This window comes from Candidatus Njordibacter sp. Uisw_002 (assembly GCF_047730155.1).
GTDB lineage: Bacteria > Pseudomonadota > Gammaproteobacteria > Pseudomonadales > Balneatricaceae > Njordibacter.
This window is the reverse complement of the sequence record NZ_CP159832.1, coordinates 285,076-310,000: the sequence shown is the minus strand read 5'-3', so window position 1 is coordinate 310,000 and position 24,925 is coordinate 285,076. Positions and strand designations below refer to the sequence as shown.

Sequence of the window (24,925 nt, the reverse complement as noted above, 5' to 3'; positions counted from 1 at the left end):
AAAAGATTGTAAAATCATATAGGCGAATTCTGTAAAAGAAATCCCTTCTCCATCACGCTCCAAGCGCTGCTTCACTGATTCTTTTTGAATCATAGAACTGACAGAAAAGTGCTTCCCTACATCTCGCAAAAACGTTAATACATCCACGTCTTTGGTCCAATCATAGTTGTTCACTACCTGTGCACTATTGTCCTGAGCGTTAAAATCTATAAAAGATGAGACTTGAGCCTTGAGGCGGGTGACCCAATGATTAATAACATCTACTGTATTGAGCTTGCGCTCTTGGGATTTGAAACTAGGATCGCCAATCATTCCTGTAGCACCGCCCACCAGCGCCAATGGCTTATGACCTGCTTGCTGAAAACGCCTAAGCACCAACAAGGGCACTAAACTACCTATATGCAAGCTATCAGCTGTTGGATCAAACCCACAATAAAGCACCCGCGACTCCTTTAGGTGCTCTATCAGCTCTTCAGGTGCGGTCATTTGATTAACCAGTCCACGCATTTGTAAATCGGCGAGTAAGTTAGTGTCTGTGGCAGTCATAGTATTAAGTCACTTAGTAAGGCATTGGTTTAAAGTACTTGAATCAGTCAATAAATGCAGACTGGAAAGCCGTGTATTCTAGCTTGAATCAGGGTCAATAGAAAAGCGCATAGCCCAAGCCATGTATGCTTATTTGGTACTCAATAGTCTATTCTTAAGAGTTAGGCATGTTATGATGCAGCACTTAGACAGTTTCTATTGCCAAATCTATTACATCTACACCTTATGATAACCTTTCCAAAATTACTGCAACATTTTCCAAAGCTATACATTCGCATCTTGGTGCTTCTGACTTTGGTAATGCTAACAATCACACTGTGGCCAGCCTCACAACCAAAAAACCCACCAGACGCCACCACAAAAACATTGGATTTAACCCCAAAATTACTCATTGAAAACACCCAAGCAACCCTTCAGCCGCTGCCCATAATTCATCCTGAAAAGTGGACCTCTGTTACCGTTAAATCAGGTGATAGCCTTAGCACGTTATTCCAGCGTGTTGGATTATCTGCTCAAGACGTATACCAGGTATCTCAAGCCACAAAAAAAACTAAAGCATTAAGCCCTCTATTTCCAGGTGATACTTTAGATTTTTTAATAAAAAATGAGCAGTTAGATAAAGTTCGCCTAATTAAAACCCCTTTACTGCAAACCATTGTCCAGCGCAAAGATGGGACCAACTACACCGTTGAAACTATTACTCGAAAGCCCGACATCGAGCCTCGTTTTGTACAAGGCATTATCAAAAGCTCACTATTTGTAGATGGACAAAATGCAGGTTTGAGTCAAAAGAAACTAATGCAACTGGCAACAATATTCGGGTGGGACATAGACTTTGCTTTAGATATTCGTGGAAATGATCAATTTGCACTTATCTATGAAGAAAAATACCTAGATGATGCGTTAATTGGTGAGGGCGACATACTCGCCGCTCAATTTATTAACAGGGGTAAAATATTTAACGCAATACGCCACAGCGATGGGAATTACTACTCACCCCAGGGGTACAGCATGCGTAAGGCATTTTTACGCAGCCCAGTAGATTTCTTTCGTATCAGCTCAAAATACAATCCTAATCGTAAGCACCCCGTACTTAAAACAGTCCGCCCTCACCGAGGCGTTGACTATGCTGCTGCTACCGGCACACCTATTAAAGCATCTGGTGATGGCAAGGTAACTTGGCGAGGCACCAAAGGTGGGTATGGCCGTACCATAATTATACAACACGCCGGCATTTACACTACTTTATATGCGCATATGTCTAAATATAATAGTAAAGTAAAAAAAGGTAGCCGTGTAAAACAAGGTCAGGTCATTGGGTATATTGGCTCTTCTGGCTTGGCAACAGGCCCTCACTTACATTATGAGTTCCGCACCAATGGCGTACATAAAAACCCGCTTAAAGTGAAGCTTCCTAACGCAGAGCCACTCAACAAAGAACAGATGGAAGAATTCAAGCCAGTTGCAAAGACCATCATTGAACTACTAGAGGCCTACCAATTAGGCTCACCTTTAGCATCTATTTAACACATCAACCCGATTGGGAATATTTAGATAGAGAAGCTTGATCCACAACCACAAGTTGTTGTTGCATTGGGATTACTGACAGAAAACTGTGAGCCTTGTAGGCTTTCTTTGTAATCCACTGTAGCGCCCATCAGGTATTGAATTGACATTGAGTCAACTACCATAGTGACCTGGCCGTTTTCAATTTGAGTGTCATCTTCTGCCACCTTATCATCGAAAGTAAAGCCGTAAGAAAAACCTGAGCAACCCCCGCCTGTAACATACACACGCAATCGCAAATCTTGGTTATCTTCATCTTCCATTAGATGAGTCACTTTTTTTGCCGCTGAATCAGTAAAACCCATCGCAGGCTCTGAGGCATCAAAGTAATCTTGTTCTTGTGTGTGTGGCATTGCCAATCTCGTTACATTTTCTGGGTAGGAATTATGCGCTTAACCTAGTAATTTAGTCAAGTATTGGCGCAGGCTATCTGCACCTCATTCGCTACATTAGCTTGATACAAATTAAGCGTTAATTACACCCTTAGTTTAAGCCAATTAGCCTTAAACTAAGGCGCTAGAGGCACTATGCTTAGGCCCGTACTCTCCTCCAATCCCAACATCAAGTTCATATTGTGAATGGCTTGACCAGCAGCGCCCTTCACTAGGTTGTCGATCGCAGACAAGATCACTAAAGTATCTTCACCTTGGGGTTGATGCAATGCTATTCGACAGATGTTTGAACCCCTGACACTGCGAGTTTCTGGATGGCTACCTAAGGGCATAATATCTACAAAAGGGTGATCCTTATAACGCTCCTCAAATAATTCCTGAATGGCTTGAAGTGAATATTCACTATCTTTTAAGCGTGCATAAATAGTGGCATGAATACCCCGAATCATAGGCACTAAATGGGGAACAAAGGTCATGCCAACAGCACTATTGTTAGCTACTGAAAGGCGTTCTTTTATTTCAGGCAAGTGCCTATGCCCAGCTACACCATAGGCTTTAAAACTATCCCCAGCTTCGCACAACAAACTCCCTACCGCCTCCCCACGCCCAGCACCACTAACACCTGATTTACAATCTGCAATAAGGTTCTGAGTATCAATTAACCCCTGCTCAATCAAGGGCAACAATCCAAGTTGCACAGCCGTTGGGTAACATCCAGGATTAGCAACCAAGTTAGCGTCTTTAATACTGGTCTTATTCACCTCAGGCAAACCATAAACGGCACTATCCAAAAGCTCTGGGCAAGCATGTTCCATGCCGTACCAGCTTGACCAGACACTCACATTTCGAATACGAAAGTCAGCTGCCAAATCAATGACTTTACAGCCAAGTGCAAGTAAGTCAGGCGCCTGTTTCATCGCCACACCATTTGGAGTAGCAAAGAATACCAAGTCTGCCTGGGCTAAAGCTTGCGTTGTAGGCTGAGTGAAAGCCAAATCATATTCTCCACGTAAACTAGGATAGATTTCTGAAACAGCCTTACCCGCCTCCGAACGAGACGTGATGGCGCACACCTCAACCTCAGGGTGACGGGCTAAAAGACGAAGTAATTCAACGCCTGTGTATCCAGTACCACCAACAATAGCAACTTTTTTCACACTAACTTCCTTTTCTAAAGACTCAACTAAAGCCATAATAATAGACAAAGCTTAAAAGCAAAAGGGCTGTGTTCCAATAATAACGATAGGCTCATTAGCCAGAACCAGCTATATAAGGTAAACTTAATACGATAAAACTCGCATTTGTAATGTAATATGATTTTCCCGAGTAGTTATTATGGACAATAAAAAACACACTTTAAAATCTCGATTCAAGCAAGCTCCCTTTGGAGTGGGCCATTTTCGACGTCGCCTGGCACATAATGATGCTCTGCTTCAAAACAGCTTACTTGGACTTATCACTGGCATAGCCGCCGCATTAGTAATCATTGCCTTTCGCAGCTTGTTTGAAATACCGCTGATGCACTGGCTCCCTGGGGGCACTGCCGAAAGCTTTGAAAGTTTGAATCCTATTTGGTATTTTTTGCTTCCCGTTATTGGAGGGGGGTTGATTGGCCTTTGGCTCATGTTTTTTACTCCGGAAAATCAAAAAGCAGGAGTAACGCACGTAATGGATCGCATGGCTTACCACCAAGGTAAAATGCCGTTCAAAAATGCCTTTGCACAATTTATTGGTGGTGCCCTAGGCATCTTAACTGGTCAATCTGGCGGCACAGAGGGGCCAGCAGTCCATCTGGGCGCGGGGGCAGGCTCACAAATAGGTCGTATTTTCCATCTGCCTAATAACAGCCTTCGCCTTATGGTTGGATGCGGCACCGCAGGAGCTATAGCAGCATCGTTTAATACTCCTATGGCAGGTGTTATTTTTGCTATGGAAGTGGTGATGCTTGAATACAGCATTATTGGTTTCACTCCAGTCATTATTGCCTCTGTCACTGCCACTTTGTTACATAATACTTTGTATGGTGCGCAGATGGCGTTTATGACACCTGAAATCAGCATGGTAAGCACACATGAAATGCCACTGATTTTAGTTTATGGAGTGATACTTGGCGCAATGGCTGCATTATTTACAAAAACCCTCACCAGCATGCAAAGCTTTTCAGCCCAACCTGTGCTTATTAGAATGTTGATGGCAGGCACCTTTACTGGAGCCTTAGCCTATTTCGTACCTCAAGTAATGGGCATGGGATCTGACAGCATTTTGATGGCTATCGAAGGGCAATATGCACTAGGTTTATTAATTGCATTGGCATTAGCAAAATTATTCGCCACCGCCATTAGCGTGGGTTTAGGAATGCCAATAGGAGTTATAGGCCCCACTCTTTTAATGGGAGCATGTGCAGGCGCGGCTTTGGGACATATAAGCAGCTATGTTATAGATGGCCCCACATCAAGCGCTGGTTTTTATGCCATGCTCGGTATGGGAGCAATGATGAGTGCCGTTCTTCAAGCGCCCTTAGCCGCCTTAATTGCGCTAATGGAACTTACTCACAACCCAAATATAATATTACCCGGTATGGCAACTATTGTTATTGCTAACATTAGCTGCAGCTATGTGTTCAAACAAGATTCTGTATTTGTAGAACTATTACGCAAGCAGGGCTTAAATTATCGAGCCAACCCAATCTCTCAAGCATTGAACCATCAAGGCGTCACCAGTTTAATGCATGATGATATAAGCCATCATAATGACAATGATATAACTGGTTATCAGTCAGCCATCAAACAAGGCTGCAATTGGCTACTTATTAGCAGCCAAAACCATGACAAAGTTGACTACGTCTTACATATGCGCCAGGTTTTGGTAGACAAAGCCTTAACCACAAGCTTAATTGAGTCCGCAGGTTACCCAACCAAAACCTTTGGTTTTTGTTCATCTAAATCGACGCTAAAGGAGGCTTGGGACCTTTGTAAAGAGTGTAGTTACACACAACTTCTCATTACTGATATTGATGGAAGCATTATGGGCGTTTTACTTGAAGAAGAAATATTACAATACGCACAAAAGGATTAGCAGACAGGGACATTTCAGGCGATAATAGCCACTCAATTTTCTAATTTAGAGTGGCCTATGCCTTCCAATTCAACACCGATCTCTGCCAAACTATTTGAAGCCGCCCAAAAACACATTCCTGGAGGGGTTAACTCCCCTGTTAGAGCATTCAAAGGCGTTGGCGGCCATCCACTATTTATCAAACATGGCATTGGCGCTTGGCTCACTGATGAAGACGATCAGCAATATGTAGACTATATTTGTTCTTGGGGCCCCATGATTCTAGGGCATGCTCATCCCAAAGTTCTGGCTGCAGTCTCAAAAAGCATTGAAAACGGCCTAGGATTTGGCGCTCCTACACGAGTAGAAACTGCCATGGCGGACAAGCTATGTAGCATGCTGCCCCATATGGACATGGTCCGTATGGTGAGCTCAGGCACAGAAGCCACTATGAGCGCAATTAGATTAGCCCGAGGTCACACCGGCCGTGACAAAATAGTTAAATTTGAAGGTTGTTACCATGGCCACTCAGACTCACTTTTAGTTAAGGCAGGCTCTGGCGCCCTTACACTTGGAGTGCCCAGCTCTCCAGGTGTGCCTGACAGCATCGCTGAACACACCATCACCCTAAACTACAACGACAATGAGTGTGTTAGAAAAACTTTTGCTGAAATTGGCCACCAAGTAGCCTGTATTATTGTTGAACCCGTGGCTGGCAATATGAACTGCATCCCTCCTCAGGAAGGATTTTTAGAGTGCTTAAGGGAGGTGTGTGATGCCAGTGGCGCAATACTGATCTTTGATGAAGTAATGACCGGTTTTCGAGTAGGTCCTCAATGTGCTCAAGGCAAATACAATATAGCACCAGACTTAACCACTTTAGGTAAAGTGATCGGTGGCGGTATGCCTGTAGCAGCTTTTGGTGGTCGCAGTGAAATAATGCATTCCCTTGCACCTTTAGGCCCTGTATATCAGGCGGGTACGCTATCAGGCAACCCTGTGGCCATGAGCGCTGGCCTTGTGATGCTAGATGAAGTTAGCCAGCCTGGGTTTTATGAACAGTTAACCGACTTCACGAGTAAACTTCTAGCAGGCCTAAAAGAGCGAGCTATAGCAGCAAACGTGCCTTTCTTAACCAACCAAGCAGGCGGCATGTTTGGTATATTTTTCACCGACCAACTACAAGTAACCTGCTTTGCAGAAACGATGGCTTGCGATGCAGAAAAATTCAGTCGCTTTTTTCACTTAATGCTAGCTGAAGGAGTGTATTTAGCACCCTCTGCCTTTGAAGCAGGGTTTGTATCTTCTGCCCACGGTGACAAAGAATTGGCACACACTCTCAATGCCGCCGAGCGTGCTTTTGCTAAGCTTTAACCCGTGCTGAACTTTGTTTATCTGATACTCGCAGTTTTGCTTGTCATTTGGGGCCTCAAGTTATGGCGCCTCAAAGACATACAAGGCTCATATAGCACAGCTGCTTTGAGCCTTTGGCTGGGTGCTTATGCGTCCATCGTTAACGCGCCTTTTGCTGTTTCAATGGTCAGCTTTGAAGTAGCTATTCTTGGTTACAATCTAAGCGTATTTGTCGGTTTACCTATGCTGGCTTTGACATTGTTAGACCTGAGTTTTAGCTGGCGTTGGCAAAAAGCCACCTGGGGTCGTATTTTCCTGGCATTAGCAGCCATGTTTGAAGTAATGCGCCGTGCAGATGTAGGAAATAACTACGCTAAGTTCATCTTTATTGCCTGCATAATAACTCTACTTTTTGTCCTCTTTAAAATAGTAAAACATGCATTAAAAAACAATCAGAGTCTTAAAAAAAGCACGGCGCTACTGGGTGTTTGCTTAATGTTGATGGCTGCTAGCCTATGGTCATTTAATACTGCTTTCGCATTAGTATGGCATGGTTTAGGTTTATTGGTACTTGGCGGCTATTTGTATTTGTCAGCTTGAATAATAGCTTCAGCCTCACCTTTGCTATTTCCTAAATGACTGCGACTTGCAGCAATTAACTTCCAGAAATAATACTGATACCGCTTTTTGTTAGGCACTAAAGTTAGGCCTTTAAGTGCCAGTTGCTCGGCACGAGCTGCCTCACCCAAAGATAACTGCAAAGCTGATAACCGTGCATAAACCTTAGGCTCTCTTGGCGCTATTCGTTGGGCCCTTTGCAGCTGAATAACTGCCTCAGCCATCTTACCTTGGCCTTTTAATGAATCAGCGTTGGACAACAATTGTTCCACCACAGCTTGATCTGATGGAGGCAAACCCTCTTCTTGCTTTATTACCACTTCTATATCCTTTTCAGTGGGCGCTGCAACCACTTTACTCGGACTAGACTGTGGTGTAATCGTTACTTTCGCTTTAGGAACCACGTAAGGTTTTGGCTTTTGTAACTCTACAGGCTTGCGCGGTTGTCTATCAGTGGCACTTGGATTAGTTTCATTACCAAGCACATTATTAGTGGCTAAGGGGATGCGCTGAGAAGCCCTAGCCTGAACACTTAGGTCTTCAACGATAGGGCCATAACCTGGACCCGCGCAAGCTCCCAAAAAGACAACTGATAAGCAAAGTGACATGTATTTGAAAAGTGTGATCTTCATGCTGTTCATTACTGACTAATATCCACAATTTGTATTAATAGGAGGTGCTGTTGCATTAACCATAGGCAAATCAATACCATCTGGACAACCATTAGGAATAACTACACCGGTTGCCCGATTAACATAATAGTAGCCCACTGTTTCAGGCTTTATATCTTCATAGGGGGTATAGGACAAATGTTGCATCAGCTGACCCCATACATTAAGGGCACCACTTGCTCCTGTTAGTGGCGTTGGGTTTAAGTCTTCCCTTCCTAACCACACAGTCGCCACATGCTGACCACTAAAACCTGCAAACCAACTGTCCCTTTGATCGTTTGTTGTACCCGTTTTGGCAGCCACTTTTTGCTGCTTAGGTAAAAAGCGATACACACCTCTAGCTGTTCCTTCATTGGCAACCAGACGCATTTCATGCTGTAACAAATACACCGCATCATTGCTAGCGGCTTGGCGCACTATAAGGGGGAAAATACTCAGCAACTGACCATTGGCCTTAGTCACTTGCCGCACTATACTTAATGGACTATAGAATCCATTTCCTGCAATAGTTTGATAAATCTGATTGACTTGCATCGGAGATATTTCAACAGCGCCCAATAAAACAGAGGGATAGGCCGGGATAGATTGTTCTATACCCATTTCGCTCAACTGCTGTAATACCTTTTCTAAGCCCACCTGCAATCCTAAGCGCACATTAGCTTGGTTGTAGGATTTTGTAAGTGCTTCATACATAGGCACCTTGCCGTGTGACCTACGATCATAATTTTGTGGTTGCCATACAGACCCATCAGGTTGTGGCAACGCAATAGACTCATCATTGATAAGTGTAGCTAAATTATATTGCCCTGACTCTAAAGCTGCTAGATGTATTACAGGCTTCAATAACGAGCCTACTTGACGACTAGTATCTAACGCCCAGTTATGGCCTGCGTAACCTCCATCATGGTCGCCCACCAAGGCTAATAGTTCACCACTACCTCTATGGCTCACTACTATAGCTCCCTCTAGTGTTGATATCTTACCATGTCGTTGATTAAGTGCATCTATTTGCTCTACCATGGCTATGTGGGCTTGATGCTGCACCCATGGATCTAAGCTGGTGAAAATGCGTAAGCCTTGATTGGATAAAGCAGACGCTGGGTAGTGTTGTTGCAACTGCCGCCTTACTACATCCATGTAAGCTGGGTAACGGCTAACCTGCTTAGCCTTTGAAAGGTCTAATGGCAATGCTTGATACTGTGTTTTTTGGACGTCTGAGATCACACCTTGTTGGGCAAGAACTGACAAGACTAGATTACGCCTTTTAGTTGCTCTTTGGGGATGCCTATGGGGATTATAATATGACGGACCTTTTACTAATCCGACTAATAGCGCAACCTGATGCAACTTAATCTCATTTAAAGGCTGTCCGAAATAAAACCGACTAGCAAGACCAAATCCATGGATTGCCCGCTTACCAGCTTGTCCGAGAAAGACTTCATTAAGGTAAACTTCTAGCACCTCTTCTTTAGAGTAATGAACATTTAATAATAGGGCCATCGGCGCTTCAATGAGCTTACGCCATAAGGTTTGTTGGTCTGTGAGGTAAAAATTCTTCACCAGTTGCTGCGTTAATGTGCTGCCACCTTGCACTACAGCTGCCGCCTTGATGTTAGCCCACATAGCTCGTGCGATTCCCCAAGGAGATACGCCATAGTGGGAGTAATAATCACGGTCTTCGACCATTAACAAGGTCTCAATGAATCCATTGGGCAAGTCATTCAGCTGTATGAGTTCACGGTCTTCATTGTGAGATGGGTAAATGCCGCCTACAAGTTGTGGCTCTAGTCTCAAAGAAGCTATGGCCGCACCAGATATTTGACGCAATTGGGTGACTTTGTTTTTTTGCAATATTACTTCTACCAAATGCCCTTGCTCAGCACCATCAGTAAACCGAAAACCTCGACTATGAATAATCATACCTTGGTTTGTTTTTTGCACTTGTCCTGTATCTGTTGCACTTTGTACAAAGCGATAGCCTAACTGTGTCAATTCATAGTCGAGTTGACCTACTGCAAGCTGTTGGCCCTTATAAAGCTCTAATGGACGCGCATAAACTTTTGCAGGTAACGACCAGCGATGACCTTCAAAGCGATGCCTAATTTGAGCATCAAGATATATCAGAGTCACCACACCCAATACTAGTAACACAGTAGCAAGTTTGAACAACCACACCCATGAAAACCATTTTTCAGGTGCGTTTGGCTTGGATTTACTTGTGGCTCGGTTCTTACTCAATGCCTGAACTCAATTCTGTTATGCTATGCATATACTTATTCCTTATATCGACCATATTTATGCCCGCTACTTTAAAACCCACGTTACTTATGAGCAGTCACAAGCTTTGTGAAGGCCAAAGTAAAGGGTTTATCATCGATGACATTGACCTGTTTGTTTTAAGGCACCAAGGGCGCGTATTAGCTTACCTAAATAGTTGCCCTCATCGTCAAGTCCCACTGGAATTTTTACCTGACCAGTTTTTAGACGAAGATAAACAGTTCATTCAGTGCGCAACCCATGGTGCATTATTTACTATTGAGAATGGCCTTTGTATTAGTGGCCCTTGTAATAATCAGTCTCTTGTTAGCCTATATGTAGAAGAGCGAGATGAGAAAATTTATTGCACCATTTCTCAAGCGCGAAACTTCTAACTATCTAAGCCTTATTTTGCGCAACTGATGAGCCTATAGTGACAGGCACAACCCGCTCCAACGTTATGTGCGTTAGGCTAATGCTCGCTCCATAAGCCATTACTTCCACACCCTGTTCAATAGCCCATACTAAGGTTTGCGCATAAACTGGATCTACATCCCATGCGGGGGATACTTTAGTTATTCCAGTATGAGCCACACAATACAGCAGCACAGCTCTGCGTCCCTCACTCACCATATGCACAAGCTCTCGTAAATGCTTACTCCCACGCAGTGTGACTGCATCAGGAAACAGGCCTTGCCCGTTTGATGCCATTAAAGTAACGTTTTTCACTTCTACATAACAATCAGGCAAACTTTCGTGCTGGCTTAAAAAAATATCTATGCGACTATTTTCTAGACCATATCTTACCTCAGTTTTCAGTTCACCGTAGCCTTGTAATTGACTTACAATACCGTTATTTATTGCCTCTACGACCAAGCCATTGGCTCTTTGTGTATTAATACATGCTAAAAAGCGCTGTTCCACCTCCACCAGCTCCCATGTGCAGGGATATTTACGTTTTTCATTGGTTGAATCCCAAAACCACACTCGACTATTAGGTTCAGCACAGTTTTTCATTGAACCTGTATTAGGACAATGTAAGGTTAATGAAGTATCGTCATGGCTTTCTACGTCAGCTAAAAACCTTTTGTAACGTCTTTGTAAAGTAGCCTCTTGTAGTGGCAATAAAAAGTGCATTTGGTATATCCAATGTTTATAATGATTATGCAAAAGGGGTTACGTATCATTTTTCAAATTAGTTAAAAAAGCATTAAGTTTATGAATTTTAAATAAAAAAAACTAACCCTACAGATTTGTTGTGTATAATTAGGAGAAATAAAGACGTGTTTGGACTATTTTGACTAGATTTCGCATCTTTATTCTGCTATTTTGTCGCCGATAATTTATCAACTGAAATTGGAAAAGCATTTTAGTTAGACTACTAAATGTTACCTTCCTCAAAAAATGAATCAAGTTATGTCAAACTCAAATGCATCACTACTAAAACACTTTACCCCTTATAAGGTAAAAAAGGGTGAAGAGTACATGAATAAGGCACAGGAAGAACACTTTAAAGTGATCTTGCATGCCTGGAAACAAGATTTAATGGAAGAAGTAGATCGCACCGTTAATCATCTTAAAGAAGACGCTGCTAATTTTGCTGACCCTAATGATCGCGCCAGCCAAGAAGAAGAATTTTCTCTTGAGCTTAGAGCACGTGATCGTGAACGCAAGTTAACCAATAAGATCAATGACACTTTAGAGCTTATTGAACAAGGCGACTATGGCTTTTGTGACACCTGTGGTGTTGAGATTGGCATCCGTAGATTAGAAGCACGCCCCACTGCGACCTTGTGTATTGACTGTAAAACCCTTGCAGAAATTAAAGAGAAGCAGCTAGGCAAGTAGGCTTCTCATGAACTATGTAGGCCGCTTTGCTCCAACGCCAAGCGGCGCCTTACATTTTGGATCTCTAGTGGCTGCTGTTGCCAGCTACCTAGATGCTCGTGCTAATAACGGTTCCTGGTTGGTTCGTATAGAAGACTTAGACCCACCACGCACTGTCCCAGGCTCTGTAGATGCTATCCTTTGTTGTTTAGACACCTTTGGATTGCATTGGGATGGGCAGCTAATGTTTCAAAGCCAGCGTCAAAGCGCCTATCTTGAGGCGTTAGAAAAATTAAAAAAACAAGACAGAATTTACCCCTGTAGCTGCAGTCGAGCTCAATTTCAAACCAATCCACTTTATCTGTGTCCTTGCTTAAACTCTCCCCCATCTCAAAAAGATGTCGCGCTAAAAATTACACCACCGCGCATAAATGTAACTATAGATGACACTATTATTGGGCCCCAAACACAACATCTAGCTGATGAAGTAGGCGACTTTGTAGTACAGCGCAAAGATCAACTATTCTCCTATCAATTGGCTGTGGTTGTCGATGACGCTGAGCAAAAAATTAGCCATGTGATCCGTGGTAGTGACCTCTACCAACAAACCCCTCGCCAAGCTTGGCTACAAAGTTGCTTGGGTTATCACCAACCCGTCTATGGACACTTGCCTATAATTACTAATAACCAAGGGCAAAAACTTAGCAAGCAAAATTTAGCAGCAGCATTAGATTTATCACAGGCACCTGCATTATTGTCGCAGGCGTTAGAGCGTTTAGGGCAAATCGCTCCATGTAGCTTGCGCCAAGCCCCTGTAACAGAGCAATTAGCCTGGGCAATAACTCAATGGGACATCGCAAAGGTTCCCAAACGCATGCAAGACCCTATTGCCTTTGTCTAGCTAGCAAGGCAGTGGTAGAATGCGCGCTAGAATTATTTTTTGATTTTCCACCGAACTGAGTCGAAGACTTCCTATGGGTTTTATTTCTAAGCTGGTTAACATGGTTAAAGGTGACCAGCCGGCAGCTGCTGCGCCAACAGGCCCCACTATAATTACCAGAGATGAGCACGACATTTCTCGCCGTGACATTAGCGACAACGCGCTTAAAGTGCTTTATCGTTTAAAAGATGCAGGCTACCAAGGCTTTTTGGTCGGTGGTGGTGTTCGCGATATTCTGTTGGGCAAACAACCCAAAGATTTTGATATCGCAACCGATGCGCACCCAGAACAAGTCCATAAATTATTCAGAAACTCGATCCTTATTGGTCGACGCTTTCGCCTTGTACACGTACGTTTTGGCCGTGAAGTCATTGAAGTGGCTACCTTTAGAGCCAGCCACTTAAGCAGCGAAAATAGCAACCAAGCCAAGCAATCTGAAAGTGGCATGCTGTTGCGTGATAATGTTTATGGCACTGTAGATGATGATGCTATGCGCAGAGACTTTACGATCAACGCCATGTATTACAACATTAACGGCTTCACTATTCATGATTTCGCAGGCGGCATTGACGATATAGAAAAACGTAGTATTCGTATGATTGGTGATCCTCAAGCACGTTACAGAGAAGACCCAGTGCGTATGCTAAGAGCCATTCGATTTGCTGCCAAACTAGACTTTGAAATTGAGTCTGCTACTGCGGAACCTATGCATACCCTTGGTCATTTATTAGAGCCTATTCCTGCAGCACGTATGTTTGAAGAGGTATTAAAACTATTGTTATCTGGCAATGGTGAACAGACATATTATTTGCTGCGCGATTATGATTTATTTAAGTGTTTATTCCCCGCAACAGATGCAGCCATTGAAAATGATGAAACACCAGAGTATCAAGTGGAAGAGTTTGTGGTTTTAGCCCTGCGAAATTCAGACGAGAGAATTGCTCAAGGTAAGAGTGTAACGCCTGCTTATTTATTTGCTGCCTTGCTATGGCATCCTCTACAACAACGCCTATCTCAAATTCGTAATATGCCGCCAATACCTGCTATGCACCAAGCAGCACAAGATGTCATATTACAGCAAGTTAAGCGCACTTCTATTCCAAGACGCTTTAGCACACCCATGAAAGAAATTTGGGACATGCAGCTAAGACTCCCTAGGCGCCATGGTAATAAAGCTGCAGAATTAGTGGAAAATAAGCGTTTTAGAGCTGCTTATGACTTTGTATTATTGCGTGAAGCTAGTGGTGAAAACCTAGATAACCTAGGCGAATGGTGGACAGAATACCAATTTGCTAGTGTCGAAAGACGTGAACAAATGACGAAAGAACTAGGTAAACCTGCACCTAAAAAACGTGCTCCGAAAAAGCCCAAAGTGAACGAAGATGGTTAATGTATACATTGGTTTAGGTAGCAATTTAGATTACCCTAAAGACCACATTCGACAAGCCTTAAAAGACTTAAAAGAGCTGCCTCAAAGTCATGTATTACTAGCGTCTAAGCTTTACTTGAGCAAACCGATAGGGCCTCAAGATCAAGATGACTTTATTAATGCCGTTGCTTTGATTACCACTGCTCTTGAACCTTTAGCTCTATTAGACGAACTTCAAGCCATAGAGCAGCAACACCAGCGAGTGCGTGAGCGCCATTGGGGCCCGCGTACGCTAGATTTAGATATATTACTATTTGGCAATCAAATTATTGAACAACCCCGCCTGAGCGTGCCACACATACAAATGTGTCGGCGTGATTTTGTCATCGGTCCTTTGTTAGAAATTTGCCCAGCGCTTATACTTCCTAATGGCATGCCATTGCAACACCTCTTGCAGCAGTGCCCAATAGATGGTTTGATCTGTGTTGACGCTTAACCCATTGCCATACCTAACCATAGCGAGCTAACAACCATGCCCAAAACTACACTACATAGTCTTACAGGCCTGAAAAAAGCTGGCGAAAAAGCCACGTGCATTACCAGCTACGACGCAAGTTTTACTCAACGAGTGAATCAAGCAGGCATAGATATCATACTAGTGGGTGACTCCCTAGGCATGGTTTTACAGGGTCACGACTCCACTTTGCCTGTAACCATGGAACAGATGGTATACCACACTCGATGTGTGGCAGCGGGTAATAGTCACAGTTTGATTATGGCTGATATGCCCTTTATGAGTTACCGCACTATCGAACAAGCCATGTCAAACGCTACAGACTTGATGCAAGTTGGCGCTCAAATCGTGAAACTAGAAGGTGGACTTTGGCTTAGTGACACTGTTAGTAAGCTCTATGAGCAAGGGATTCCAGTATGTGCCCACTTAGGCCTTACCCCTCAAGCTGTAAATAAGCTTGGCGGTTATCGGGTACAAGGTAAGACTCCAGAGCAGGCCACTAAGTTACTCAATGAAGCAGTTGAATTAGAAGCTGCTGGGGCCAGTATGATTTTATTAGAATGCGTGCCTAGCAGTTTAGGTAAAGCCATTACACAGGCTGTTTCTGTGCCTGTTATTGGCATAGGTGCTGGGCCTGATACGGATGCACAAGTCCTTGTTATTTATGACATGTTAGGAATAACATCCGGTAAACCTGCCCGTTTTGTAAAAAACTTCTTAAAACAAGAGGGTGATGTACTCAGTGCATTAGAAGCCTATGTTTTGGAAGTAAAATCTGGCTCTTTTCCTGCCTCAGAACACTGCTTTAGTTAACTTTTGGGCGACTATATCTATGCAAACCATCGACAGTATTAGTCAGCTACGCAGCTACCTTTGGAAAGCTAAGTTAGAGCATAAAGTCATCGCTTTTGTACCTACTATGGGCAACCTCCATGAAGGGCATTTACAGCTCATTGATCGTGCATTAGAAGAAGCAGATTTGGTGGTTGCAAGCATTTTTGTTAACCCTCTACAATTTGGCCCAGGTGAAGACTTTAACGGCTACCCTCGCACTTTTATTGCAGATCAAGAGAAGTTAATGAGCCGTGGCTGTCATGTATTATTTGCACCTAGCGTGGAAGAGATGTACCCCGCTACTAACATTAGCTCTACTGTAGTAAAAGTGCCACATCTAGATCAACTTTTGTGCGGTGCTAGTCGGCCAGGGCACTTTACTGGTGTAGCCACAGTAGTGAGTAAATTATTTGGTATCGTACAGCCGGATGTGGCTATCTTTGGCCTTAAAGACTTTCAACAGTTTTTAGTCATTAAGCAGTTTACTAATGACCTTTGCTTACCCGTGAAAATTATAGGTGCGCCTATAGCGCGAGCCGAAAGCGGCTTAGCCTTAAGCTCAAGAAATGGTTATTTGAGTGCTATCGAATTAGACCAAGCAGCACATCTTTACCGCTGCTTAATAGAGTGTAGATTAGCTCTTGAAAGTGGACAAAAAACTTTTGACAAGCTAGCAGAACACGCGCAATGCCAACTGGAATCAGTTGGCTTTACACGTGACTACTTCAAAATTTGTCGTCAAGATGATTTGCAGCCTGCAACATCTGATGACACACATCTAGTGATCGTTGCGGCGGCGTATTTAGGTAAAGCAAGGCTCATAGACAATATACGTTTGACCTTAACACCATAACCGCGGTATACGTATTAAAGCCCGTACATATGCGCCATATTTTCTAGACTTATAGGGCGAATTTTACTCGCGTTACCTGCTGAACCAAAAGCTTCATAACGAGCATGGCATAAGCCCTGCATAGCGCTCATAGTGACAGTAAGAAACTTACGTGGATCAAACTCACTAGGATTCTCAGCTAAGAAACGACGCACTGCTCCAGTGGAAGCTAAGCGTAAATCAGTATCAATATTTATCTTACGCACCCCGTGCTTAATACCTTCAACAATCTGCTCTACAGGGACTCCATAGGTCTCTGGAATATCGCCACCAAATTCATTAATCACAGCAAGCCAGTCCTGAGGCACAGAAGACGAGCCATGCATCACCAGGTGGGTGTTTGGAATTTTGCTATGAATGTCTCTAATACGATCTATGGCTAAAATATCGCCAGTTGGTGGGCGAGTAAATTTATAGGCTCCATGGCTAGTGCCACATGCAATAGCTAAGGCATCTACGTTAGTTTTAGCGACGAAATCTACGGCTTCATCTGGGTCTGTTAGCATTTGTTCTAGTGTTAGCTTACCTGCTGCACCTACACCGTCTTCTTCGCCGGCTTCACCTGTTTCCAAAGAGCCTAAGCAACCTAGCTCTCCTTCAACAGAAACGCCACATGCATGAGCCATCTCAACTGTTCGCCTGGTTACATCTACGTTATATTCAAAGTCTGTTGGCGTTTTAGAATCTTCGCCTAAAGAACCATCCATCATCACTGAAGAAAAACCCATAGCGATAGCGCGTTGGCATGTAGGAGCAGAATTACCATGGTCTAAATGCATGCACACTGGAATATGTGGAAACTCTTCAATAGCAGCTAAGATAAGGTGCTTTAAAAAGTTTGACCCTGCATACTTGCGAGCACCTGCAGAGGCTTGCACAATCACTGGGCTATCCGTGGCATCTGCAGCTTGCATAATAGCTCGCATCTGCTCAAGGTTATTTACATTGTAAGCAGGAATGCCGTAACTATGTTCTGCGGCGTGATCCAATAATTGACGCATGCTAACTAAAGCCATAAGAGTTCTCCGTTCTATTTATCTATGCAGGTACGTTAATTTAAATTAACCTAAAGTTAACTTAACTTCTAATTACAAACCACGTTGTTCTAAAATGGCTACTGCTGGTAATTCTTTGCCTTCTACAAACTCAAGGAATGCACCACCTCCTGTGGAAATGTAAGACACTTTTTGAGCAATTTCATACTTGTCTACAGCAGCTAATGTATCACCACCACCTGCAATAGAAAATGCTGGCGATGCGGCAATGGCTAAAGACAATGCTTGAGTACCCCCACCAAACTGATCAAATTCAAACACACCTAAAGGACCATTCCATATAATTGTACCGGCATCTTTAAGAATGCTAGCTAAATGACGTGCCGTATCTGGGCCTACGTCCATGATCATATCATCTGCAGCCACATCTTTAGCACTTTGGGTAGTAGCTACGGCATTTTCACTAAACTCTTTGGCTGTCACAACATCCGTTGGCAAAGGAATAGATGTTTTTTCCATGAGGGCCTTTGCGTTAGCCACTAAACCAGGCTCATACAAAGACTTGCCCACTCCAAAGCCTGCCGCTGCCAAGAAAGTATTAGCTATACCGCCACCCACAATCAGCTGATCTACCTTGTCTGATAGAGTTTCCAGAACAGTGAGCTTAGTTGACACTTTGGAGCCACCAACAATGGCCACCAACGGCCTTGGGGGATTATCTAAAGCCTTGCCTAATGCATCCAGCTCAGCCACTAATAAAGGCCCCGCACAGGCTATTTTTACAAACTTGGCAATACCATGTGTACTCGCCTGAGCTCGGTGCGCAGTGCCAAATGCATCGTTGACATAAATATCACATAGGGCTGCCATTTTTTTAGATAAAATATCATCATTGGCTTTTTCACCTACGTTAAATCGGCAATTTTCCAAAAGCACTAATTCACCTTCTCCAATGTCAACATGCTCTAGCCAATCTTTTTGAAGGCGCACACTGCACTGTAGTTTTTGCGCCAAATAATCAACTACTGGCGCCAAAGAAAACTGTTCATCATAAACACCTTCTTGGGGACGACCTAGGTGAGACGTCACCATCAGTTTGGCCCCTAACTGCAATGCCATTTTAATAGTAGGCAAAGCTGCTCTCAATCTAGCATCACTAGAGATAACGCCGTTTTTAATTGGTACATTAAGGTCTTCGCGAATCAACACTCGCTGGCCACGTAAATCTAATTCGGTCATCTTAATGATGGTCATGGTGCTTCCTTAGGTGTGAGTGGTTCTGTTTCTAGCATGGATAAAGCAACATCAATCATACGGTTAGCATAGCCCCATTCATTATCATACCAAGCTAAAATTTTAATTAATTTCCCCATTTTCATGGTTTGAGTAGCGTCAAAGGTCGCAGATTTTGAACAATGATTAAAATCGATTGATACTAAGGGTTGTTGATTGTAGCCCAACACGTCATAGCGATCTTTAGCCACTGCATCTGCAATAATTTGATTCACTTGAGCAACGGTCACGTCACGGCTGGGACGAAAAACCAAATCCACTACAGAGACGTTGATCGTGGGGACTCGCATAGAGATGCCGGTAATTTTATCTGCTAGCTCTGGTAATACCCAACCTAACGCTTCAGTGGCATGGGTAGACGTGGGAATCATTGATTGAGTTGCTGAGCGGCCGCGTCTCAAATCGGTTTTATCAATCACAGTATCGGTGAGTACCTGACCATTAGTATAGGCATGGATGGTGGTCATTAGACCATCTTCAATACCAATAGCATCGTACAAAGGTTTAAGTACCGGGGCCATGCAGTTGGTAGTGCATGACGCATTGGAAATAATGTTATGCCAAGGTTTAATAAGATCATGGTTAATGCCATACACCACCGTAAGATCTACATCAGTACCTGCAGCTGCGCCAATTAATACTTTTTTTGCACCACAATTGATGTGTTGCTGAGCAAGCTTTCGCTCGCTCATTTTGCCAGAACATTCCATTACTAAGTCAATGCCTAACTCGCTCCAAGGTAATGCACAAGCATCACCAACTTGCAGCAAATCAATATCAATGGCACTGCATTTGGAAGTAACTCGCATACCTGTATTTGTAGGCTCTACTGTAGCTGGAAACGCACCATGTACGGAGTCATAGCGAGTTTCATATACCACAGATTCAGCGATACCTAAGTCATTAATCGCAACCACTTGCAACTGATGTTGCAGGTCACGTTCTACTATAGCTCGAAGAACTGCACGCCCAATGCGACCATAACCATTGATCGCAATGCGTTTAGGGTTAGTCATTATCGTCAGCCAACTACAATAACTCAATGACTGTCGTTGTAATGTTCTGTGCCGTAAAGCCATACATTTCGAACAACTCACTGGCCGGAGCAGACGCACCAAAATCTGTCATCCCAATGACCTTGCCACCTAAGCCCACATACTTGTACCAGTAGTCTGCATGAGCAGCTTCCACAGCAACTCGGGCAGTGACAGATGCAGGCAGAACATATGCCTGATAAGTTGCGTCTTGACGTTCAAATAGTTCAGTACATGGCATAGATACCAAACGTACTTTGTGGCCAGCAGCTGCAAGAGCATCTGTAGCTTGTTGAGCAATGCCTACTTCTGAACCCGTGGCAATAATAATAGCTTCTGGAGTACCATCACAATCTTGTAAAATGTATCCACCACGGGCGACATTGGCCAACACAACCTCATCACGATGCTGGTGAGGCAAATTTTGGCGCGAAAAGATTAAAGCTGAGGGCCCGTCTGTACGCTGTATAGATGTTTTCCATGCCACTGCAGATTCTACTGTGTCACATGGGCGCCATGTATCTAAATGAGGCGTTAAACGTAAGTTAGCAATTTGTTCAACTGGCTGATGTGTTGGGCCATCTTCACCCAAACCTATCGAGTCGTGAGTATACACAAACAACACACGTTGACGCATCAATGCCGCCATACGCACTGCATTACGGGCGTATTCCATAAACACTAGGAAGGTGGCGCCGTAAGGGATAAATCCACCATGTAAAGCCATACCATTCATCATGGCAGACATAGCAAATTCACGCACACCGTAATACACATAGTTGCCACTAGCGTCTTCTTTAGTGATGCCTTTAGAGCCAGACCATTTAGTTAAGTTAGACCCTGCAAGGTCTGCTGAACCGCCTAACAATTCTGGTAACAACGGGCCAAATGCATTGATCGTATTTTGTGATGCTTTACGGCTAGCAATATTAGAGCCTTGGTCTTGCAGCTGGTGAATATAGGCTTGTGCTTGAGTGTCAAAATCTGCTGGTAAATCACCTGCTACACGACGTAACAATTCAGTGGCCAATTCTGGATGGGCTTGATGATATTCAGTAAATGCAGCGTTCCAAATTTGTTCTGCGTCATCACCTGTATCACGGGCATTCCATTGCTCGTAAATATCAGCAGGTATATCAAACGAACCATGACTCCAACCCAACACCTTTCGGGTTAAGGCAATTTCATCTGCACCTAACGGCGCGCCATGACAGTCTTCTTTGCCTTCTTTGTTGGGCGAACCAAAACCAATAATCGTTTTACAACATATGAGTGTAGGTTGATCCGTATTAGCCTTGGCTTCTTCAATAGCAGCAAACAATGCATCTGCATCATGGCCATCAATAGCAGGCAACACTTGCCAACCATAGGCTTCAAAACGTTTAGGTGTATCGTCAGTAAACCAACCCTCTACTTCGCCATCAATAGAGATACCGTTGTCATCATAAAACGCAATCAACTTACCTAGGCCTAAGGTGCCCGCTAAAGAACAGGCTTCATGGGAAACACCTTCCATCAAACATCCATCACCTAAGAAAGTGTAGGTGTGATGGTCAATAATCTCATGGCCTGAACGGTTAAACTGAGCAGCTAGGGTTTTTTCGGCCAAAGCCATACCTATCGCATTAGTAATACCCTGGCCCAAAGGCCCTGTGGTAGTTTCAATACCTGGTGCGTAGCCATATTCAGGGTGACCTGCCGTTTTGGAATGAAGCTGGCGAAAGTTTTTCACATCATCAATAGACAAGTCATAGCCACTAAGATGCAGCAATGAATAAAGCAACATAGATCCATGGCCATTGGATAATACAAAACGATCGCGGTTTAACCACTCTGGGTTAGCTGGATTATGATTTATAAAATCATTCCATAAAACTTCAGCGATATCAGCCATTCCCATAGGGGCTCCTGGATGACCAGAATTAGCTTGTTGTACGGCGTCCATACTAAGAGCTCGAATGGCATTAGCTAAATCGCGACGTGTAGGCATGAAAGGTTCCTTCAAAGGGTTAAATACACTAAATTATGGCGTGTATTTTCCCTTACTAAGGCCTCATACACAATCAAGATATGGCATTCTTAAAGGATTAACTCTCATTTAGCGTAATTAGTACTTGCTAAGGTTCAATCTGAGTGTTTTTTTAGGCAGAATCAGGTATTAGATTAATAAAATAGTTAATCTGGTTTTTAAATAGCCGCCCATAATCAAAATGACTTATGGTCTAGAAGCCTATGCGTTATTGACAGTCAATAAACCCAACTATAGTTATAACTCTTCTCGAGCCTTTATAGCCTTGCGGTATTGGCGCTCATTGTTAAACCAAGTGTTTATCCCAATCACCATGCCAGCGAACAGCCAAATACCCAAGCTTTGGGCTATGCTAGAAGCTACGTACCCACCTTCAAGGGGCTTATTAATAATGAAAGCGGAAAAGATAAACATCGGAATACCGTATAAAAGAACGCCATTAAAAAATATGTATCTATTTCTACCCTTTGCTCTTGATACAGCCCAGGCTGAAAACCCTTTGTCTTTCACGTATAACTCCTTATTGATAATCGCAACCCGTTAATTATAACATCCTACTATGAATTGATGTGAATTTCTAAATCACACAACGGGTTAAATATTTGGCTGTACCCTCTTAAAGAGCCGCGTCAGCCAATGCACTTTTACACAATATTGACTGCAATTAGCTATGCAATCTATCTAGCCATAGCCTATAATACGTTCGGTTTTGCCATGTCATGTTTGAGCATTAAGCAAAGCCATAGGCACTCGCCAGAACAATGTTCTAGGCTGGTAATTAAGTCACTGCTAACGATGTCTGTAAAGCGTCGATTAGTATTCAATTACGAGGCATGGTTATGAACCAATACACTCTATTTACCTCCGAATCAGTGTCCGAAGGACACCCTGATAAAATCGCCGACCAAATTTCCGATGCCATCCTAGATGCCATGCTGGAGAAAGACCCCGAATCCCGTGTTGCAGTTGAAACCCTTATTAAAACTGGTTTGGTTTTAGTGGCAGGTGAAGTGCGAACTAAATCTTGGGTAGATATAGAAGATTTGGTGCGCGAAGTGATCACAGACATCGGCTACACGTCCTCTGAAATGGGCTTTGACGGCGCCTCTTGTGCTATTTTAAACGCAATTGGTAAGCAGTCTTCAGATATAGCAATGGGTGTGGACCAAAATACTGACGACAACAAAGAACAAGGCGCTGGCGATCAAGGCCTAATGTTTGGTTATGCCAGCAATGAGACCAAAAGCCTTATGCCTGCGCCGATTCATTATGCTCATCGCTTAATGCAGCAGCAGGCGAAAGTGCGAAAAGACGGCACTTTACCTTGGCTGCGTCCAGACGCTAAAAGCCAACTTACATTTCGTTACGGTGCTGACGGCAAACCTTTATCTATAGATGCGGTCGTGTTATCTACTCAACATAGCCCTGATATTGATTTAGAAAGCCTTCGTGCAGGCGTGATGGAACACATTATTCGCCCAGTAATACCCGCACACTGGCTTACAGAAGACACTAAATATCACATTAATCCAACAGGTAATTTTGTTATTGGCGGCCCTGTAGGCGATTGTGGTTTAACTGGGCGTAAGATTATTGTAGATACATATGGTGGCATGGCTCGCCATGGTGGTGGCGCATTCTCTGGTAAAGACCCCTCGAAAGTTGATCGCAGTGCAGCATATGCTGGCCGCTATGTGGCTAAAAATATCGTCGCAGCTGGATTAGCTGATCGTTGTGAAATTCAAATTTCATACGCTATTGGTGTATCACAGCCCACTTCTATTAGTCTCAATACGTTTGGTAGCGGTAAGATCAGCGACATGGCTATTGAAGCCCTAGTGCGTGAACACTTTAACCTTAATGCGGGAGGCTTGGTGGATATGTTAAATCTAAAGCGCCCTATTTATCGTGACACTGCTGCCTATGGCCACTTTGGTCGTGAAAATCCAAATTTTACTTGGGAATACACAGACAAAGCTGAAATTTTACGTAAAGCTGCCGGTTTATAAACATTGCGTATTCCTCGCCTATATTCACCGCAACTGCTGCCATTAGAGCAAATAATCACTCTTGAAGCCGCTGCTAGTCATTATATAGGCAAGGTTCTCCGCATGCAGGAGAAGCAAGAAGTAATCATTTTTAATGGCCTTGCAGAGCAAGTAAGTGCTCACATTACAAGTATAAGCAAAAAGTATGTTTGCGTGTTTGTGAACTCTTACTTACCTGGCCCACCCGCCTCTTCATTGCACACTCATCTAGGCCAGGTGATGTCTCGCGGCGAACGCATGGACTACGCTATTCAAAAAGCGACAGAGCTTGGGGTGAATGAAATTACACCTCTTTTTAGTAATCGCTGTGAAGTAAAGTTAGATGCTGCACGCCAAGCTAAACGTCTTACACATTGGCAACAAATTGCCATTAGCGCCTGCGAGCAAAGTGGTCGCATAGACATTCCCCATATTTACCCTCCCACATTATTAAATGATTGGCTTGAACATACCCAAGCCCAAAGCAAGCTAGTATTGCACCCACACCAAACCCAACCCTTAGCATCACAAGACACGCCAGCAAGCTGTGCCTTGCTCATTGGCCCAGAGGGCGGCCTCACTGATCAAGAAGTTGAGCAAGCACAAGCACAAGGCTATACTGGGTTAAATTTGGGCCCACGCATACTGCGCACAGAAACAGCACCCCTAGCAGCTTTAACATTACTGCAATATGTTTGGGGCGATCTTTAATTCT

Annotated in this window: 24 protein-coding genes (1 of these 24 cut by a window edge); 13 read left to right on the top strand and 11 right to left on the bottom strand. The window is 43.6% G+C overall.

Going from position 1 to position 24,925, the window contains the following annotated elements:
- On the bottom strand, nt 1–546 hold the start of the coding sequence (tyrS, locus tag ABXT42_RS01495) for a tyrosine--tRNA ligase (protein WP_443628621.1). 738 nt of this gene lie to the left of the window's left edge; 546 of the gene's 1,284 nt are visible here — the first part of the coding sequence; the start codon lies at nt 544–546; its stop codon lies off the left edge, out of view.
- A 300-nt stretch (nt 547–846) separates the two neighbouring features.
- Here tyrS and ABXT42_RS01490 point away from each other — a divergent pair, with 300 nt between their 5' ends.
- Nucleotides 847–2,073 carry an OapA family protein gene (locus ABXT42_RS01490; RefSeq protein ID WP_443628620.1) on the top strand — a complete coding sequence of 409 codons (1,227 nt, stop codon included), beginning with the start codon at nt 847–849 and terminating at the stop codon, nt 2,071–2,073.
- Nucleotides 2,074–2,096: 23 nt separating this feature from the next.
- Here ABXT42_RS01490 and erpA read toward each other — a convergent pair whose 3' ends face one another.
- Together erpA and argC are read right to left on the bottom strand one after the other, a co-directional pair.
- A complete protein-coding gene (erpA, locus tag ABXT42_RS01485; protein ID WP_443628619.1) occupies nt 2,097–2,465 on the bottom strand; it encodes an iron-sulfur cluster insertion protein ErpA in 369 nt (122 codons plus the stop codon).
- A 155-nt stretch (nt 2,466–2,620) separates the two neighbouring features.
- Nucleotides 2,621–3,661 carry an N-acetyl-gamma-glutamyl-phosphate reductase gene (argC, locus tag ABXT42_RS01480; protein ID WP_443628618.1) on the bottom strand — a complete coding sequence of 347 codons (1,041 nt, stop codon included), beginning with the start codon at nt 3,659–3,661 and terminating at the stop codon, nt 2,621–2,623.
- A gap of 178 nt (nt 3,662–3,839) precedes the next feature.
- On the opposite strand from argC, the gene ABXT42_RS01475 reads away from it, so the two are divergent.
- The 3 genes from ABXT42_RS01475 to ABXT42_RS01465 all read left to right on the top strand — a co-directional run bounded on the left by ABXT42_RS01475 (nt 3,840) and on the right by ABXT42_RS01465 (nt 7,511).
- Nucleotides 3,840–5,579 carry a chloride channel protein gene (locus tag ABXT42_RS01475; RefSeq protein ID WP_443628617.1) on the top strand — a complete coding sequence of 580 codons (1,740 nt, stop codon included), beginning with the start codon at nt 3,840–3,842 and terminating at the stop codon, nt 5,577–5,579.
- Nucleotides 5,580–5,636: 57 nt separating this feature from the next.
- Nucleotides 5,637–6,932 carry a glutamate-1-semialdehyde 2,1-aminomutase gene (gene hemL, locus ABXT42_RS01470; RefSeq protein ID WP_443628616.1) on the top strand — a complete coding sequence of 432 codons (1,296 nt, stop codon included), beginning with the start codon at nt 5,637–5,639 and terminating at the stop codon, nt 6,930–6,932.
- A gap of 105 nt (nt 6,933–7,037) precedes the next feature.
- Nucleotides 7,038–7,511, top strand: coding sequence for a hypothetical protein (locus tag ABXT42_RS01465; RefSeq protein ID WP_443628615.1), 474 nt, complete (start codon nt 7,038–7,040; stop codon nt 7,509–7,511).
- On the opposite strand, the gene ABXT42_RS01460 is transcribed toward ABXT42_RS01465, so the two are convergent.
- On the bottom strand, nt 7,490–8,170 hold the full coding sequence (locus tag ABXT42_RS01460) for a hypothetical protein (protein WP_443628614.1): 681 nt from the start codon (nt 8,168–8,170) through the stop codon (nt 7,490–7,492). The two genes, ABXT42_RS01465 and ABXT42_RS01460, sit on opposite strands and share 22 nt — an antisense overlap.
- Before the next feature lie 6 nt (nt 8,171–8,176).
- Nucleotides 8,177–10,438: a penicillin-binding protein 1B gene (mrcB, locus tag ABXT42_RS01455; RefSeq protein WP_443628613.1), complete on the bottom strand. Its 2,262-nt coding sequence runs from the start codon at nt 10,436–10,438 to the stop codon at nt 8,177–8,179.
- A 59-nt stretch (nt 10,439–10,497) separates the two neighbouring features.
- Here mrcB and ABXT42_RS01450 point away from each other — a divergent pair, with 59 nt between their 5' ends.
- Complete coding sequence (locus ABXT42_RS01450) at nt 10,498–10,851, top strand: Rieske (2Fe-2S) protein (protein ID WP_443628612.1); 354 nt, start codon at nt 10,498–10,500, stop codon at nt 10,849–10,851.
- Between the two features lie 4 nt (nt 10,852–10,855).
- On the opposite strand, the gene sfsA is transcribed toward ABXT42_RS01450, so the two are convergent.
- On the bottom strand, nt 10,856–11,593 hold the full coding sequence (gene sfsA, locus ABXT42_RS01445) for a DNA/RNA nuclease SfsA (protein WP_443628611.1): 738 nt from the start codon (nt 11,591–11,593) through the stop codon (nt 10,856–10,858).
- Between the two features lie 279 nt (nt 11,594–11,872).
- On the opposite strand from sfsA, the gene dksA reads away from it, so the two are divergent.
- From dksA to panC, 6 genes are all read left to right on the top strand, one after another.
- Nucleotides 11,873–12,304, top strand: a complete 432-nt coding sequence (dksA, locus tag ABXT42_RS01440) for an RNA polymerase-binding protein DksA (RefSeq protein ID WP_443628610.1) — start codon at nt 11,873–11,875, stop codon at nt 12,302–12,304.
- Between the two features lie 7 nt (nt 12,305–12,311).
- Nucleotides 12,312–13,184, top strand: coding sequence for a tRNA glutamyl-Q(34) synthetase GluQRS (gluQRS, locus tag ABXT42_RS01435; RefSeq protein WP_443628609.1), 873 nt, complete (start codon nt 12,312–12,314; stop codon nt 13,182–13,184).
- A gap of 73 nt (nt 13,185–13,257) precedes the next feature.
- Nucleotides 13,258–14,613 carry a polynucleotide adenylyltransferase PcnB gene (pcnB, locus tag ABXT42_RS01430; RefSeq protein WP_443628608.1) on the top strand — a complete coding sequence of 452 codons (1,356 nt, stop codon included), beginning with the start codon at nt 13,258–13,260 and terminating at the stop codon, nt 14,611–14,613.
- The gene (gene folK / locus ABXT42_RS01425; RefSeq protein WP_443628607.1) at nt 14,606–15,088 is read left to right on the top strand and encodes a 2-amino-4-hydroxy-6-hydroxymethyldihydropteridine diphosphokinase; all 483 of its coding nucleotides are present in this window, start codon (nt 14,606–14,608) and stop codon (nt 15,086–15,088) included. The genes pcnB and folK overlap by 8 nt, the downstream gene beginning before the upstream one ends.
- 36 nt (nt 15,089–15,124) lie before the next feature.
- Nucleotides 15,125–15,919 carry a 3-methyl-2-oxobutanoate hydroxymethyltransferase gene (panB, locus tag ABXT42_RS01420; RefSeq protein WP_443628606.1) on the top strand — a complete coding sequence of 265 codons (795 nt, stop codon included), beginning with the start codon at nt 15,125–15,127 and terminating at the stop codon, nt 15,917–15,919.
- 19 nt (nt 15,920–15,938) lie between these two features.
- Nucleotides 15,939–16,793, top strand: a complete 855-nt coding sequence (panC, locus tag ABXT42_RS01415; RefSeq protein ID WP_443628605.1) for a pantoate--beta-alanine ligase — start codon at nt 15,939–15,941, stop codon at nt 16,791–16,793.
- Between the two features lie 14 nt (nt 16,794–16,807).
- Here panC and fba read toward each other — a convergent pair whose 3' ends face one another.
- From fba to ABXT42_RS01390, 5 genes are all read right to left on the bottom strand, one after another.
- Nucleotides 16,808–17,848, bottom strand: a complete 1,041-nt coding sequence (gene fba / locus ABXT42_RS01410; protein ID WP_443628604.1) for a class II fructose-bisphosphate aldolase — start codon at nt 17,846–17,848, stop codon at nt 16,808–16,810.
- A 72-nt stretch (nt 17,849–17,920) separates the two neighbouring features.
- Nucleotides 17,921–19,081, bottom strand: coding sequence for a phosphoglycerate kinase (locus tag ABXT42_RS01405; RefSeq protein WP_443628603.1), 1,161 nt, complete (start codon nt 19,079–19,081; stop codon nt 17,921–17,923).
- Nucleotides 19,078–20,136, bottom strand: coding sequence for a type I glyceraldehyde-3-phosphate dehydrogenase (locus tag ABXT42_RS01400; RefSeq protein WP_443628602.1), 1,059 nt, complete (start codon nt 20,134–20,136; stop codon nt 19,078–19,080). The genes ABXT42_RS01405 and ABXT42_RS01400 overlap by 4 nt, the downstream gene beginning before the upstream one ends.
- A gap of 13 nt (nt 20,137–20,149) precedes the next feature.
- Nucleotides 20,150–22,144, bottom strand: coding sequence for a transketolase (gene tkt, locus ABXT42_RS01395; RefSeq protein ID WP_443628601.1), 1,995 nt, complete (start codon nt 22,142–22,144; stop codon nt 20,150–20,152).
- A gap of 276 nt (nt 22,145–22,420) precedes the next feature.
- Nucleotides 22,421–22,693: a hypothetical protein gene (locus tag ABXT42_RS01390; protein ID WP_443628600.1), complete on the bottom strand. Its 273-nt coding sequence runs from the start codon at nt 22,691–22,693 to the stop codon at nt 22,421–22,423.
- A gap of 329 nt (nt 22,694–23,022) precedes the next feature.
- On the opposite strand from ABXT42_RS01390, the gene metK reads away from it, so the two are divergent.
- Together metK and ABXT42_RS01380 are read left to right on the top strand one after the other, a co-directional pair.
- Nucleotides 23,023–24,192 carry a methionine adenosyltransferase gene (gene metK / locus ABXT42_RS01385; protein WP_443628599.1) on the top strand — a complete coding sequence of 390 codons (1,170 nt, stop codon included), beginning with the start codon at nt 23,023–23,025 and terminating at the stop codon, nt 24,190–24,192.
- Between the two features lie 3 nt (nt 24,193–24,195).
- Nucleotides 24,196–24,921: a 16S rRNA (uracil(1498)-N(3))-methyltransferase gene (locus tag ABXT42_RS01380; protein ID WP_443628598.1), complete on the top strand. Its 726-nt coding sequence runs from the start codon at nt 24,196–24,198 to the stop codon at nt 24,919–24,921.
- The last annotated feature ends 4 nt before the right edge of the window (nt 24,922–24,925 follow it).

What these genes read in the sequence shown, in the direction of transcription:
- tkt (WP_443628601.1), bottom strand. Translation starts at nt 22,144, where the DNA reads ATGCCTACACGTCGCGATTTAGCTAATGCCATTCGAGCTCTTAGTATG.
- dksA (WP_443628610.1), top strand. Translation starts at nt 11,873, where the DNA reads ATGTCAAACTCAAATGCATCACTACTAAAACACTTTACCCCTTATAAG.
- metK (WP_443628599.1), top strand. Translation starts at nt 23,023, where the DNA reads ATGAACCAATACACTCTATTTACCTCCGAATCAGTGTCCGAAGGACAC.
- ABXT42_RS01400 (WP_443628602.1), bottom strand. Translation starts at nt 20,136, where the DNA reads ATGACTAACCCTAAACGCATTGCGATCAATGGTTATGGTCGCATTGGG.
- folK (WP_443628607.1), top strand. Translation starts at nt 14,606, where the DNA reads ATGGTTAATGTATACATTGGTTTAGGTAGCAATTTAGATTACCCTAAA.
- ABXT42_RS01460 (WP_443628614.1), bottom strand. Translation starts at nt 8,170, where the DNA reads ATGAACAGCATGAAGATCACACTTTTCAAATACATGTCACTTTGCTTA.
- gluQRS (WP_443628609.1), top strand. Translation starts at nt 12,312, where the DNA reads ATGAACTATGTAGGCCGCTTTGCTCCAACGCCAAGCGGCGCCTTACAT.
- ABXT42_RS01490 (WP_443628620.1), top strand. Translation starts at nt 847, where the DNA reads ATGCTAACAATCACACTGTGGCCAGCCTCACAACCAAAAAACCCACCA.
- erpA (WP_443628619.1), bottom strand. Translation starts at nt 2,465, where the DNA reads ATGCCACACACACAAGAACAAGATTACTTTGATGCCTCAGAGCCTGCG.
- hemL (WP_443628616.1), top strand. Translation starts at nt 5,637, where the DNA reads ATGCCTTCCAATTCAACACCGATCTCTGCCAAACTATTTGAAGCCGCC.
- pcnB (WP_443628608.1), top strand. Translation starts at nt 13,258, where the DNA reads ATGGGTTTTATTTCTAAGCTGGTTAACATGGTTAAAGGTGACCAGCCG.
- panB (WP_443628606.1), top strand. Translation starts at nt 15,125, where the DNA reads ATGCCCAAAACTACACTACATAGTCTTACAGGCCTGAAAAAAGCTGGC.
- fba (WP_443628604.1), bottom strand. Translation starts at nt 17,848, where the DNA reads ATGGCTTTAGTTAGCATGCGTCAATTATTGGATCACGCCGCAGAACAT.
- sfsA (WP_443628611.1), bottom strand. Translation starts at nt 11,593, where the DNA reads ATGCACTTTTTATTGCCACTACAAGAGGCTACTTTACAAAGACGTTAC.
- ABXT42_RS01450 (WP_443628612.1), top strand. Translation starts at nt 10,498, where the DNA reads ATGCCCGCTACTTTAAAACCCACGTTACTTATGAGCAGTCACAAGCTT.
- ABXT42_RS01475 (WP_443628617.1), top strand. Translation starts at nt 3,840, where the DNA reads ATGGACAATAAAAAACACACTTTAAAATCTCGATTCAAGCAAGCTCCC.
- ABXT42_RS01405 (WP_443628603.1), bottom strand. Translation starts at nt 19,081, where the DNA reads ATGACCATCATTAAGATGACCGAATTAGATTTACGTGGCCAGCGAGTG.
- panC (WP_443628605.1), top strand. Translation starts at nt 15,939, where the DNA reads ATGCAAACCATCGACAGTATTAGTCAGCTACGCAGCTACCTTTGGAAA.